This window comes from Anaerotignum sp. (assembly GCF_045122575.1).
GTDB lineage: Bacteria > Bacillota > Clostridia > Lachnospirales > Anaerotignaceae > Anaerotignum_A.
This window is the reverse complement of sequence record NZ_JBGVHV010000105.1, coordinates 27,768-41,888: the sequence shown is the minus strand read 5'-3', so window position 1 is coordinate 41,888 and position 14,121 is coordinate 27,768. Positions and strand designations below refer to the sequence as shown.

Sequence of the window (14,121 nt, the reverse complement as noted above, 5' to 3'; positions counted from 1 at the left end):
ACAGCAAATCACCATAAGTAGGGAAAGGCCAGTATTTTTTCGCTGTCACTGTTTCTGCCTCATCGCAGGCCAGTCTCAATTCACACATTTTAACCAGAACCATATCTCTGATTACATTTGCTTCTTCCTGAACATCTTTTACATCACCCAACTTCAGAAGAATTTCTTCCAATGCATCAGTCGCTTCTGCCATACGGTCTGTCAGCCCGGAAAGTTTTTTTACCATGCCTGTTTCATATCTGCATGGCACACCTAAACCAAGTTCTTTTTTCGCGGAGGCTGTTTTCGCTAATTCCAGTGTATATTCTTCCACTGCAGGAATGATTTCGTTTTTCGCCATATCAACCATGGTACTTGCTTCGATGATGACAGTTTTACTGTAGTTTTCCAGAGTGATCTCATATCTGGAGCGAAGTTCTGCATAAGAAAAAACCTGATGATTTGTCAGCATATCTACATTTTTCTGATCCAGTACATGTACAACACAGTCAGGAGTCGTTCGATAGTTGCTCAACCCTCTTCGTTCTGCTTCAGCGATCCATGCGTCATCATAACCATTACCGTTGAAAATGATTCGTTTATGCTCTTTGATCGTCTTTTGGATCAACCCATGAAGAGCCGTTTCAAAATCTTGCTTGCCCTCCAGTTCATCTGCAAAAATCTTCAAACTTTCCGCCACTGCTGTATTCAGCATTATGTTTGCGCAAGCAATACTATCAGAAGAACCAACCATGCGAAATTCAAATTTATTTCCTGTAAATGCAAAAGGAGAAGTTCTGTTTCTGTCTGTTGTATCTTTACTGAATCTTGGCAGAACATTGACACCCAGCTTCATTTTTGTTTTTTCCACACCACTGTAAGGCATATCCATTTCAATTGCTTCCAGAATCGCATTCAGTTCATCACCAAGGAAAATAGATACAATAGCGGGTGGTGCTTCATTTGCTCCCAGACGATGATCGTTGCCAGCAGTAGCAACCGAAATACGTAACAAATCCTGATAATCATCCACCGCTTGAATTACTGCGCAAAGAAACAACAAAAACTGTGCATTTTCATAAGGGGTATCTCCGGGAGAAAGCAGATTCATGCCTTGATCTGTAGAAATAGACCAGTTATTATGTTTACCGCTGCCATTAACCCCCGCAAAAGGCTTCTCATGGAGCACGCAAACCAAACCATGTTTTTCTGCCACTTTCTGCATGATTTCCATCGTTAACTGATTATGGTCTGTTGCAATATTGGTTGTAGTATAAATAGGTGCCAGTTCATGTTGAGCGGGAGCAACCTCGTTATGCTCTGTTTTTGCAAGAATTCCCATTTTCCAAAGTTCTTCATTTAAATCTTCCATATAAGCCGCTACTTTTGGTTTAATAACGCCAAAATAATGATCATCCAATTCCTGACCCTTTGGTGGTTTTGCGCCAAATAGCGTTCTGCCTGTAAAACAAAGATCACGGCGTTTTTCATACATTTTTTTATCAATCAGAAAATATTCCTGTTCGGGTCCTACAGCTGTATGGATGTATTTTACGTCATTATTTCCAAACAGACGCAGAATACGAAGGGCCTGTTTGTTCAAAGCTTGCATGGAACGAAGCAAAGGAGTCTTCTTATCCAGCGCTTCCCCGCCATAAGAACAGAATGCAGTAGGAATACAAAGTGTTTTTCCTTTAATGAATGCACAGGAAGTAGGATCCCACGCCGTGTACCCTCTAGCTTCAAAAGTAGCTCTCAGACCGCCGGAAGGGAAAGAAGATGCATCCGGTTCCCCTTTAACCAGTTCCTTGCCGGAAAATTCCATAATGACGCCGCCATCAGGAGAAGGTGTAATAAAACTGTCATGTTTTTCCGCAGTGATTCCTGTCAACGGTTGGAACCAGTGTGTATAGTGGGTAGCCCCATTCGCAATTGCCCAATCTTTCATTGCAATCGCTACAGCATTTGCAACACCACTTTCCAGTTTTGCACCTTCATCAATTGTTTTTTTCAAAGAGTTGTATACATCAGCAGAAAGCCTTGCTTTCATCACTCTGTCATCAAATACCATACTGCCAAAATAGGCAGGAACTACTTCTTTATTCTTCATAATAATTTCCTCTCTTTCTAACTAAAAAGCTAAAAAGACAAAGGCATTTATCCTATGTAACCATAAGATAGACGCCTTTGCCCAAAAACAATAGTTCATTGAGGTATGAACAGGTAAAAAGAAAAAGCGCCTTTGAGAGTATTGTTCTCAAAGACGCCTTTGCCTTTATGGATGCTATAATACACCGTTCAAAAAACATTTGTCAATGCTACGCACTATAATTCTTTCTGAGATTAGGTATCAGAAATTCTGAATTTACAAAGATGCTATGCAGGATTATACTTTAGATGAGCAAAGACGTTCATTTTCATGCAGTTTCTGTATCAAAATGACGTCTTTTCCCATTATTTCTAGTATATCTGAAAAGGAGGAGTGTCCATGAAAAAACGCACCTATAATGTTATGCTTTTATCTTCTTCCTCAACGTTTCATGCTGTTATAAAATCTCTTCTTGCTCCCTCCAATTATCCTTCTATCTGCTCTGCTTACAGTGTGCAGATTGCAAAAGAGTTTTTACAGAAACAGCACTTTGACCTAGTTCTTGTGGATACTCCTCTGTCAGATGCCTCCGGGAAATTATTTGCTCTGGAAGCATGCAAAGAAAAAAGTACGATCGTTTTACTTTTTGTAAAACAGGATCTTTTAGACGAAGTCAACAACGAAGTGATCGAACATGGCATTTTTACCCTTGCCAAACCAACTTCCAAAGCAGCTATTGCACAGGCTCTGGCATGGATGACCAGCGCAAGAGAACATTTACGGATCTCTGAAAATAAAACATACCTGCTTGAACAGAAAATAGATGATATCCGTATCATCAACCGTGCAAAATGGCTTCTCATCAGCGAACTGAAACTAAGCGAATCTGATGCTCATCATTATATTGAAAAACAGGCAATGGATCGCTGTACTTCAAAACGAGAAATCGCAGAAGATATCATAAAAACGTACTCTCTTTGAAATACTTCGCTTATTCTACACTTACGAAGGTGTAGCAGAAGAAGCATACTTGTATATCTGTCCTAAAAAGTCCACTTTTTCAGACACCTTCCCTATAAATAAAAAACAGGAGAATCATCTCCTGTTAAATAATCTCTTTCAATTGTTCTTTTAACACTACAAAATCTTCTTTAACTGTAGTATACACATCTTCCCTTCTTAATGTCTGATATGTATGAGCGGTGATATCTCTCATACCAGCCGCTGCTTTCCAGGGGATTCCGGAATACTCTTTACGGATTTCTTCCGTAACATTCTTCACCAGTTCACCAATGTTGATTACAGTCATGCCTAATTAGCACTGTATCTTCATACACTTTAATTCTCGTCTTGCCTCCGCAAAACGGACATCGTACCCAAACAGATTCCTCCCTGTTATCTTTCAAATTTATACACTCCTAATCACAGCGTTGCTCTGCATCAAGTGACTGGCTTTGCTCATATTTTTTTAAATATAAGTGATTCAACATTGATTTATCATTGTGTTTTGCCGTTTATACTAAGAAAGTCAACAACAACTTTCTTTTATGGCAAAGACGAAAAAGATTTTAAAATCAATCTACCTTTACAGTCCAATTATAAGGATCTTTCTTGATACCCCACTGGATTCCTGTCAAAGTATCATAAATTTTCCGTGTCATTTCACCAATTTTATTATAATTAACTACCACCTTTTCTTCTCCCCATGCAAAACCACCGATGGGGGTAACTACAGCCGCAGTGCCACACATAAACGCCTCTTGCACCTCTCCATTCTTACACGCTTCCAGAAGTTCATCCACAGTAATTTTCCGTTCTTCAACTTTCATTCCCCAGTCTTGTGCTATAGTAAGAATCGATCGTCTTGTTACGCCAGGCAGAATCGAACCGTTCAATTCCGGAGTGACCAGTTTTCCATCCCACACAAACATCACATTCATTCCGCCGCCTTCTTCTACATACTTTCTTTCTACACCATCTACCCAAAGCACCTGAGAATACCCCTTAGCTTCGGCTTTTTCTCCGGCCCTTGCTGCTGCCGCATAATTGCCTCCGCACTTCGCATAGCCAGTACCTCCGCGAACCGCACGCACATCATCTTTTTCAATCAGAAGTTCCACAGGCTGCAGCCCGTTTTTATAATAACTGCCTACTACACAGGCAATAATCATAAATGTAGCATGATGAATCCCATGCAAAGAAAGATCCTCATCCGTAGCAAACAGAACAGGTCTTATATATAAAGAGGTACCATACTGGTCGGGAACCCATTCTTTTTCTACAGAAAGAAAGAGTTTCAGAGCAGTCATGACCATTTCCTCATTCAATTGGGGCAAACAGAGTCTTTCTGCCGAATCATTCATACGGGAAATGTTTGCATCCGGTCGGAACATCTGCACCTGCCCGTCCGGTGTACGATAAGCCTTTAGTCCTTCAAATACTTCCGCACCATAATGGAAAACCACTGCCGCCGGTGATAATGCAATGTTGTCAAACGGAACAATACGGGCATCATGCCATCCTTTTTCATCATCATATTCCATCAGAAACATATGGTCTGTAAAAGCTACCCCAAAAGGTACTTTTGAAGGATCCGGCTTTGTTTTAGGATTCTTTGTTTCTCTTACTTGCACTTTCATAAAATCATCCTTTTCTTTTGTATTTTCTAAATTTATTCTTCTGTATAGGAAAAGCCCGGCATCAGCTTCAGTTTGAACAGATTCTTTTCATGAAGCCAGTCGATCTTTGCTTTCTTTTCCTGATCTTCAATTTTGCCTGTACGAATATAACGATCCAGTTCATCATAAGTAAACCCGAGGTTTTCCTCATCTGTTTTCCCACTCAGCCCATCAACAGGGACTTTATGGGTCAGAGTTTCTGGTAATCCCAGTATTTCTCCTATTTTTTTCACTTCTGTTACCGTCAACTCGCACAGGGGACTAAAATCCCCTGCCGCATCGCCATATCTTGTGGAATAACCCACCCAATCCTCTGAAAGATTGCAGGTATTTGCCACTCTGCCATTCATGCTCTGAGAAACCGCATAAAGTGTTGCCATACGGATACGGGCAGGAAGATTTGTTCTGCTCTGTACAGAGGGTTCAAATCCATGCAATTCTCCCAGAATCCCATCCACGGCTGCTTTGATATTGATTTCATAATGCTTAATACCCAAATGACGCACAAGAAGATATGCCATATCAATATCCGCTTGTTCTCCACAAGGCATCAGTACGCCGATCACCCTCTCTTTCCCCAATGCTTCCACGCAAAGGGCAGCTGTAACAGAGCTGTCTTTTCCACCGGAGATGCCAACAACAGCGTTGCAGTTTCTCCCATTTTCTTCAAAAAAACTTCTGATCCATGCAACACATTGGTCTTTTACTTTTTCCGCATCAAACATTCTTCCACCTTCTTCCTTCAGTCATTGATCAGGCTGATCTTCATTGTACGTTCTTCCAGAACATCCAGCAAAACCCGAACCGTATCCAGTGATGTGAACATCGTCACATTGTTTTCACTGGCACAGCGGCGAATCGCTGCGCCATCCTCATTATGAATACCAGAAAGGATCGCTCTGGTATTGATCACATAGCTGACATAACCTGCACGAATAGATTCCAGCACATCTTTACTGCCTTCACTCAGTTTTCCGCGCATTCTGGTACGAATACCATTTCCTTTCAGAAAATTCGCCGTACCAATGGTAGCCTCTATATTGAAGCCCATATCATAAAAACGACGAATCAGCGGTAATGCTTCTTCCTTATCCTCATCCGCCAGTGTAACCAATACCGTGCCATAGTTTTGCACCTTAATCCCCGACGCCACCATCGCCTTATACATAGCACGATGCAGTTTATTATCATAACCAATCGCTTCCCCCGTAGATTTCATTTCAGGAGAAAGATATGCATCCATCCCTTTCAGTTTGGAGAAGGAAAATGCAGGAGCTTTTATATAATAGCGTTTCTTTTCTTCGCCATAAGTTTTGAAAAATCCCTGCTCTGCAAGGCTTTTCCCAAGGATCACATTGGTAGCCATATCTGCAAGGGGGTATCCTGTTGCCTTGGAAAGGAATGGCACCGTTCTGGAAGAACGGGGATTTACCTCGATAATATATACATTCTCTTCCTTATCCACAATAAACTGAATATTAAACAAACCAACGATACCGATTCCCATGCCCATTCTTTTTGTATAATCAATGAGTTTTTCTTTCACTTTTTCAGAAATACTGAAAGGCGGATAAACACTGATGGAGTCACCGGAATGAATACCAGTCCGTTCTACCAGTTCCATAATCCCGGGAATAAAAACCCGTTCCCCATCACAGATGGCGTCCACTTCCACTTCCTTTCCCTGAATGTATTTATCCACCAGCACGGGCTTGTCCGCATCGATGGCCACTGCAGTCTCAAGATAATGGCATAAATCCGCCTCTTTGGAAACGATACGCATGGCTCTGCCCCCCAGAACAAAACTGGGGCGTACCAGAACTGGATAACCAATCTCCTCCGCAGCCCGGATACCATCTTCGATACTGGTCACTGCCCGTCCTTTTGGCTGAGGAATATGCAGTTCAGAAAGCAACTTTTCAAAAACATCTCTGTTCTCTGCTCGTTCAATTGCATCGCAGTCTGTGCCAATGATCCTGACACCTCTCTGGCAAAGAGGCTCAGCCAGATTGACAGCAGTCTGTCCGCCTAATGTAGCAATCACGCCTTCCGGCTGTTCCAGTTCAATAATATGCATGACATCCTCTACACAGAGCGGTTCAAAATACAGCTTATCGGAACAGGTATAATCTGTGGAAACTGTTTCCGGATTGTTATTGATGATGATCGCTTCGTAGCCTGCTTCCTGAATGGTCTGCACCGCATGAACAGTGGAATAATCAAACTCCACCCCCTGCCCGATACGGATAGGGCCTGAGCCAAGAACGATGATCTTTTTCTTTTCTGAAATGATCGATTCGTTTTCTTCTTCGTAGGTAGAATAAAAATAAGGAATATAGCTGTCAAATTCAGAAGCACAGGTATCGATCATTTTATAAACAGGGAAAATATTTTGCTGTTTCCGCAAATGATAGATCTCGATTTCTTCTCTGGCCCAAAGTTCTGCGATTGTTTTATCTGCGAACCCCATTTTCTTTGCTTCTTTCAGCATTTCCATATTTCCGTAGTTTTCTCTGATTTCTTTTTCCTTTTCTGCAATATTCTTTAATTTTCTCAGGAAAAACCGATCAATGGCAGTGGCATTATAGATCATTTCCACATCACAACCCAAACGCAGCAGCTGTGCAATGGCATAAATGCGATCATCAGTGCCAATTTGGATATAATCCAACAGTTCTTCCTCTGCCATTTTATCGAATTTGCTGTTATAGAGATGATATAAACCGATTTCCAGAGAACGAATGGCTTTCAGCAAACTTTCTTCAAAGGTTCTGCCAATGCTCATCACCTCTCCGGTAGCTTTCATCTGGGTGCTTAAAGTATTATTTGCATCCGTAAACTTATCAAAGGGGAAACGAGGCATTTTTGTTACCACATAATCCAGTGCCGGTTCAAAAGAAGCAGGTGTATTGGCGATTCGGATCTCATCCAGCGTCATGCCCACACCGATTTTTGCAGAAACACGGGCAATGGGATAGCCACTGGCTTTGGACGCCAGTGCAGACGAACGGGATACACGCGGATTGACCTCAATCAGATAATACCGGAAGGATGCTGGATCTAATGCAAACTGCACATTACATCCGCCTTCGATCTTCAGAGCACGGATGATCTTCAGCGCACTGTCTCGCAGCATATGGTACTCCTTATTGGTAAGCGTCTGTGAGGGACAGACTACGATGGAATCTCCTGTGTGGATCCCCACCGGATCCAGATTTTCCATATTACAGATGGTGATCGCTGTATCATTGCTGTCACGCATTACCTCATATTCAATTTCCTTATAACCCTTGATGCTCTTTTCAATCAGCACCTGATGAACGGGGGAAAGGGATAGTGCATTTCGCATCAGGGGAATCAATTCCCTCTGATTATCTGCAAAACCACCACCGGTTCCACCCAGCGTAAAGGCAGGACGCAATACCACAGGATACCCGATGGTTTCTGCTATTTTCATACCTTCCTCCAAAGAATTGGCTACATCAGAAGGCAGAACCGGCTCATCCAGTTCCTTGCAGAGTTCTTTGAATAATTCACGATCCTCTGCCCGTTCTATGCTGCTGCTTTTCGTTCCAAGCAGTTCTACCTGACATTCCTGCAAAACACCTTTTTTCTCCAACTGCATCGCAAGATTCAGACCTGTCTGTCCACCAATTCCCGGCAAAATGGCATCAGGGCGTTCAAAACGAATGATCTTTGCCATATATTCCAAAGTCAAAGGCTCCATATAAACTTTATCTGCAACAGAGGTATCTGTCATGATCGTTGCAGGGTTGGAATTGCAGAGAATAACCTGATACCCCTCCTCCTTCAGCGCCAGACATGCCTGTGTGCCGGCATAATCAAATTCCGCTGCCTGTCCGATCACGATTGGACCAGAACCAATGACCAGTATCTTTTTTATGTCAGTTCTTTTCGGCATTGTCTTTCCCCTCCTCCATCATTTTGATAAATATATCGAACAGATACCCGCTGTCCTGTGGTCCAGGCGCACTTTCCGGATGATATTGCACACTAAATATACAATCTCTCTCGCATTTTACACCTTCTGCCGTGCCATCCAGCAGATTGATATGTGTGATCGTTAAATCTGTACCTTTCAAACTTTCCAGATCCACAGCGTAGGAATGATTCTGAGAGGTGATTTCGATTTTATTCGTCTCCAGATTTCGCACAGGATGATTCCCGCCGCGATGACCAAATTTCATTTTGTAGGTTTTTGCACCATAAGCCAGAGAAATGACCTGATGTCCCAGACAAATCCCAAAAATCGGCAGTTTTCCGCGCAGTTTTCGAACTGTTTCGATCACAGGCTGTACTTCTTCCGGATTACCCGGACCATTGGATAAAAACACACCATCTGGAGAGAGTTTTTCAATCTGTTCAGCAGGAGTATTCCAGGGTACAACGATCACATCGCAACCTCTTTTATTCAGAGAACGGATAATATTATGCTTCATGCCACAATCGATCGCAACAACACGATATTTCCCGTCATTTACCTTTGCATACCACAATTCTTTGCAGCTGACCCTTGCCACCTCGCCGGAAGGCATCGGGCTTTCCGAAAGAATCCGCAGACCATCTTCCAATGACAATGCCGCATCTGCCAGCAAAGCTTTTCTGCTGCCATGATCGCGGATAGAACGAGTCAGTTTTCTGGTATCGATGCCGGAAATACCAACGATACCATACTCTTTCATTACTTCTGAGAGTGTTTCCCTACTTCTGAAATTGGACGGCTCATGATTATACTCCCGTACGATCAATCCGCCGATCGTAGGAATATTCGTCTCATAATCATCCTTCGCCATACCGTAGTTTCCGATAAGAGGATATGTCATCACCACCGCCTGATCTGTATAGGAAGGGTCAGAAAGAATTTCCTGATAGCCCACAACCGATGTATTGAACACGATTTCACATACTTTCTGTCCTGATGCCCCAAAGGAATATCCATAATATTCACTGCCATCCTCTAAGATGATTTTTCTGTCAAAGGTTTTCATGTTTGCTGCTCCTTTCCTCTCCATTGATTTTATGTATTTCGGAAAGTTTCTGTTCAAATCTGTTTTTCCCTGTATCTTTTGGTATTTCTGTGGGATATGCGCCGCTGAAGCATGCATTGCAGTAATAACAGTTCCCCGATAATTCCCGCAGGCTTTCCATAGGCAGATACCCCAGAGAATCCGCCCCAATCATCTGACAGATTTCTGTTTCTGAATGATGACAGGCAATCAGGTGGTCTTCAGAATCAATATCCGTTCCATAATAGCAGGGATGCAGGAACGGAGGTGCAGAAATACGAACATGGATCTCCTTTGCACCGGCATCCCGTAAAAGCTTAACGATACGACCACTGGTAGTTCCTCTGACAATGGAATCGTCGATCATGATCACTCTCTTCCCCTTCACACTTTCTTCCACAGCACTCAGCTTGATCTTTACCTGATCGATCCTTGCATCCTGCCCAGGCGAAATAAAGGTTCTGCCAATATATTTATTTTTGATCAAACCAATACCATAGGGGATACCCGAAGCCTGACTGTAGCCCAAGGCCGCATCCAGCCCGGAATCCGGCACACCAATCACAATATCCGCCTCTGTCGGATATGTTTTTGCCAGAATTTCTCCAGCCCGCAGTCTTGCCTTATGCACAGAAATACCATCGATAACAGAATCCGGTCTGGAAAAATAGATATATTCAAAAATGCACAGGTGTTTCTTTTTTGTTCCGCAATGTTCTCGTCTGGAAACCATCCCGTCTCTGCTGAAAACAAGGATTTCTCCCGGTTCTACATCCCGAATAAAATTTGCACCAACAGCCTGTAGGGCACAACTTTCTGACGCCACCACATAGGCACCGTCTGCCCTTCTGCCAAAACAAAGGGGACGAAAGCCATAAGGATCTCTTGCACAAATCAGCTTCTGGGGAGACATCAGTACAAGAGAATAGGCTCCCTCCAGCACATTCATGGCTCGACTGAGCGCTTCCTCGATAGAATTGGTTTTCAATCGTTCTTTTGTAATGATATAAGCAATCGTTTCCGTATCACTGGTACTGTGAAAAATCGCACCATTCAGTTCCAGTTCATTTCGCAGAACTTCAGCATTGCATAGATTGCCATTATGCGCCAGCGCCATTCTTCCCTTCTGGTGATTCACCTCAATAGGCTGGCAGTTGTTGCGGTTTGTTGCTCCCGTTGTACCATACCGTACATGGCCAACCGCCATGGTTCCTTTCGGAAACTGCTGCAGAATATCCTTTGTAAAAACTTCATTGACCAGACCAAGATCCTTATGGGAGAAAAACAATCCATCCTCACCTACGACAATCCCGCAGCTTTCCTGCCCACGGTGCTGCAGCGCATATAATCCATAATAGGAGATACCTGCCACATCCATCGGCTTTTCCGACAGCACGCCAAACACACCGCATTCTTCTCTGATACTCATTCTTCTCCCTCCTTTTTCTGTTTCATCATTTCTGAGATGCTCCTTCTGCCATTTCAGCCTTTCCAAGCAATTTGCAAAGCAGGCCCGCAGCCGCTTCTGTATCCGCCGGATCACCAAAAGCAGAAAAACGGAAATACCCTTTCCCACAGGCACCAAATCCTTCTCCGGGAATACCAACTACCTGTATTTTCTGCAGCAGATAATCGAAAAATTCCCATCCGCCCATGCCATCCGGGCATTTGATCCAGATATAAGGAGAATTTTTGCCGCCGGTATACCAGATCCCTGCCTGATCAAAGGCATCCATCAGCATCCTTGCATTTTTCTGATAAACCTGAATATCCTGTCTGGTCTGTGCATAGCCTTCCGGTGTAAAAACTGCTGCTGCACCTTTCTGAAGAATATAAGAAACACCATTCGTTCTGGTTTCTCTGTTTCGCGCCCACATAGTATTCAGATTCATTTCCATTCGGATCAATGCCTCCGGCACAACAGTGTATCCCAGCCTTGTTCCTGTAAATCCCGCCATCTTTGAAAGAGAGCATATTTCAATCGCACAGGTATCGGCTCCTTCGATCTCATAGATACTATGAGGAACGGAAGGATCCGAAATAAACACTTCATAGGCCGCATCAAAAAGAATGACTGCTCCCTGCGCATTGGCATAATCTACCCATGCCTGCAGTTTTTCCCTGTCAAAGGCCGCCCCAGTCGGATTGTTGGGAGAACAGATATAAATGATGTCCGCCGTAATATCTGCAGGAGGTGCAGGTAAAAATCCGTTTTCTTCGCCGGAATTCAGGTGAACAACCTTTCTGCCTGCCAGAATATTGGTATCCACATATTCCGGATAAGCAGGTTCCAGAACCAGCACCGTGTTGTCTTTAGCAAATAGTTCCAGAATATCTCCCAGATCATCGCACGCACCACTGGATATAAATATCTCATTCGGTGAAATCGCAACATGATACCTGCGGTAATAGGCGGAAATCGCTTCCCGCAGTTCCGCTGCCCCTCTCTCAGGCATATATCCCTGAAAGTTTTGCATCGTTGCCTGATCTTCTACTGCCTGATGCAAGGCCTGAATCACCGCTTCGCAAAGCGGACGGGAAACATCCCCAACCCCCATAAGATATATTTTTTTATCCGGATGTGACTGTCGATATTCATCTGTTTTACGATAAATTGTATTAAAAAGGTAAGTATCCTTTAATTCCTGATACTGTTTATTCGGAGTCAGCATGATATAATCCCTCCTTCTTGTCCATAATAAGTATTTCATTCATGTTATCTTTCTGCAGACAGCGACTTTTCCACCTGCCGTTTTAAAGCTGCATCAATAAACCCTTTGAACAGGGGATGAGGTTTGTTCGGTCTGCTTTTAAATTCCGGATGATACTGCACACCAATATAAAAATCTCTATCTGTCAGTTCAACAGCTTCCACCAGGCTTCCATCCGGAGAAGTCCCACTGATCGTCAGTCCCTTTGCCTGCAGCAATTTGCGATAATGATTGTTAAATTCATAGCGATGACGATGACGCTCACTGATCTCCGTCATTCCATAGCACCGCTTCATGGTCGTTCCCTCTTTGATTTCGCAGGGATACGAACCCAAACGGAGTGTACCGCCCTTATCCACTTCGTCACTTTGCCCCGACATAAAATCAATGACTTTATGCAGACACTCCGTATCGAATTCACCGGAATTGGCATCAGCCAGTCCTGCTACATTTCTTGCATATTCGATCACAGCAATCTGCATACCAAGGCAGATACCAAAATAAGGCACTTTGTTCTCTCTGGCGTATTTTGCAGTCAGGATCATACCTTCAATCCCACGGCTGCCGAATCCTCCGGGCACAATGATGCCATCTACCACAGAAAGTATTTCATCAACCGTTTCTGCCGTCATTTTTTCTGCATCCAGCCAGCGGATTTTTACATGGGAATTATAACAATAACCCGCATGACGCAACGCTTCTGCCACAGAAAGATAGGCATCATGCAGTTCCACATATTTCCCTACCAATCCAATCGTGACTGTCATAGGCCTGTTTTTGATCCGCTCCACCATCTGTATCCATTCACCGAGCTCTGGTACAGCTGTTTCCAGATGCAGTTCTCTGCACACTACTGCAGAAAAATTTGATTTTTCCAGCATCAGAGGTGCTTCATACAGATTGGGCAGCGTAATGTTTTCAATCACACAATCAGGTTTTACATTACAGAACAGAGCAATTTTCTGAAAAATCGTTTTTTCCAAAGGTTCATCGCATCGAAGAACGATAATATCAGGATTAACACCCATTCCTCTTAATTCTTTTACGGAATGTTGCGTTGGCTTCGATTTGTGTTCTTCAGATCCTTTCAAAAAAGGCACCAGTGTTACATGGATAAAGAGACTGTTTTCCTGCCCCACTTCCAAAGAAATCTGACGAACCGCCTCAATAAATGGCTGAGATTCAATATCGCCGATGGTACCGCCAATTTCAGTGATGACCACATCAGCATCGGTGGTTTTCCCCAGACGATAGACGAACTCTTTGATCTCATTGGTGATATGAGGGATAACCTGCACCGTTGAGCCCAGATATTCTCCTCGTCTTTCTTTATTCAGAACATTCCAATAAACCTTACCTGTGGTAAGGTTGGAAAATCTATTCAGGTCTTCATCAATGAAGCGTTCATAATGTCCCAGATCAAGATCCGTTTCTGCCCCATCCTCTGTCACATACACCTCTCCGTGCTGATAGGGACTCATAGTTCCTGGATCAACGTTAATATATGGATCCAGTTTCTGGGCAGCCACCTTCAGCCCTCTGGCTTTCAGCAATCTGCCAAGAGATGCTGCGGTAATGCCTTTGCCCAAACCGGAAACCACACCTCCCGTTACAAAAATATATTTCGTCATCATAGG

At 43.3% G+C, this 14,121-nt stretch carries 11 protein-coding genes; 1 reads left to right on the top strand and 10 read right to left on the bottom strand.

The genetic code is table 11. The annotated features are described in order from the left end of the window. Positions 1–2,089 (bottom strand): glutamine synthetase III family protein (locus ACJMLT_RS04710; protein ID WP_405727329.1); only part of this gene is annotated, 2,089 nt, incomplete at its 3' end. Positions 2,090–2,467: 378 nt separating this feature from the next. On the opposite strand from ACJMLT_RS04710, the gene ACJMLT_RS04705 reads away from it, so the two are divergent. Then, entirely contained in the window at positions 2,468–3,049 is a 582-nt protein-coding gene (locus tag ACJMLT_RS04705; protein ID WP_405727326.1) for an ANTAR domain-containing response regulator, read from the top strand. A gap of 124 nt (positions 3,050–3,173) precedes the next feature. Here the strand turns inward: ACJMLT_RS04705 and ACJMLT_RS04700 are convergent, their stop codons facing one another. From ACJMLT_RS04700 to ACJMLT_RS04660, 9 genes are all read right to left on the bottom strand, one after another. Continuing rightward, positions 3,174–3,377 carry a HepT-like ribonuclease domain-containing protein gene (locus ACJMLT_RS04700; protein ID WP_405727323.1) on the bottom strand — a complete coding sequence of 68 codons (204 nt, stop codon included), beginning with the start codon at positions 3,375–3,377 and terminating at the stop codon, positions 3,174–3,176. Continuing rightward, positions 3,355–3,474, bottom strand: a complete 120-nt coding sequence (locus tag ACJMLT_RS04695; protein ID WP_405727320.1) for a cysteine-rich KTR domain-containing protein — start codon at positions 3,472–3,474, stop codon at positions 3,355–3,357. The genes ACJMLT_RS04700 and ACJMLT_RS04695 overlap by 23 nt, the downstream gene beginning before the upstream one ends. Before the next feature lie 168 nt (positions 3,475–3,642). After that, a complete protein-coding gene (locus ACJMLT_RS04690; RefSeq protein ID WP_405727317.1) occupies positions 3,643–4,707 on the bottom strand; it encodes a branched-chain amino acid aminotransferase in 1,065 nt (354 codons plus the stop codon). A gap of 32 nt (positions 4,708–4,739) precedes the next feature. Continuing rightward, positions 4,740–5,471 (bottom strand): NAD(+) synthase, encoded by a 732-nt coding sequence (gene nadE / locus ACJMLT_RS04685; protein ID WP_405727314.1) that lies wholly within the window; start codon positions 5,469–5,471, stop codon positions 4,740–4,742. 17 nt (positions 5,472–5,488) lie between these two features. After that, the gene (gene carB / locus ACJMLT_RS04680; RefSeq protein WP_405727311.1) at positions 5,489–8,668 is read right to left on the bottom strand and encodes a carbamoyl-phosphate synthase large subunit; all 3,180 of its coding nucleotides are present in this window, start codon (positions 8,666–8,668) and stop codon (positions 5,489–5,491) included. Beyond that, on the bottom strand, positions 8,652–9,755 hold the full coding sequence (gene carA / locus ACJMLT_RS04675; RefSeq protein ID WP_405727308.1) for a glutamine-hydrolyzing carbamoyl-phosphate synthase small subunit: 1,104 nt from the start codon (positions 9,753–9,755) through the stop codon (positions 8,652–8,654). Before carA ends, carB begins: the two co-directional genes overlap by 17 nt. After that, the gene (gene purF / locus ACJMLT_RS04670; protein WP_405727305.1) at positions 9,742–11,202 is read right to left on the bottom strand and encodes an amidophosphoribosyltransferase; all 1,461 of its coding nucleotides are present in this window, start codon (positions 11,200–11,202) and stop codon (positions 9,742–9,744) included. Before purF ends, carA begins: the two co-directional genes overlap by 14 nt. 25 nt (positions 11,203–11,227) lie before the next feature. After that, positions 11,228–12,445: an LL-diaminopimelate aminotransferase gene (locus ACJMLT_RS04665; RefSeq protein ID WP_405727302.1), complete on the bottom strand. Its 1,218-nt coding sequence runs from the start codon at positions 12,443–12,445 to the stop codon at positions 11,228–11,230. A gap of 44 nt (positions 12,446–12,489) precedes the next feature. Next, on the bottom strand, positions 12,490–14,115 hold the full coding sequence (locus ACJMLT_RS04660) for a CTP synthase (RefSeq protein WP_405727335.1): 1,626 nt from the start codon (positions 14,113–14,115) through the stop codon (positions 12,490–12,492). Between the last annotated feature and the right edge of the window lie 6 nt (positions 14,116–14,121).

Bases quoted from the DNA above. Each gene is read 5' to 3' on its own strand.
- ACJMLT_RS04705 (WP_405727326.1), top strand. From the start codon at position 2,468: ATGAAAAAACGCACCTATAATGTTATGCTTTTATCTTCTTCCTCAACG.
- ACJMLT_RS04700 (WP_405727323.1), bottom strand. From the start codon at position 3,377: ATGACTGTAATCAACATTGGTGAACTGGTGAAGAATGTTACGGAAGAA.
- ACJMLT_RS04690 (WP_405727317.1), bottom strand. From the start codon at position 4,707: ATGAAAGTGCAAGTAAGAGAAACAAAGAATCCTAAAACAAAGCCGGAT.
- nadE (WP_405727314.1), bottom strand. From the start codon at position 5,471: ATGTTTGATGCGGAAAAAGTAAAAGACCAATGTGTTGCATGGATCAGA.
- carB (WP_405727311.1), bottom strand. From the start codon at position 8,668: ATGCCGAAAAGAACTGACATAAAAAAGATACTGGTCATTGGTTCTGGT.
- carA (WP_405727308.1), bottom strand. From the start codon at position 9,755: ATGAAAACCTTTGACAGAAAAATCATCTTAGAGGATGGCAGTGAATAT.
- purF (WP_405727305.1), bottom strand. From the start codon at position 11,202: ATGAGTATCAGAGAAGAATGCGGTGTGTTTGGCGTGCTGTCGGAAAAG.
- ACJMLT_RS04665 (WP_405727302.1), bottom strand. From the start codon at position 12,445: ATGCTGACTCCGAATAAACAGTATCAGGAATTAAAGGATACTTACCTT.
- ACJMLT_RS04660 (WP_405727335.1), bottom strand. From the start codon at position 14,115: ATGACGAAATATATTTTTGTAACGGGAGGTGTGGTTTCCGGTTTGGGC.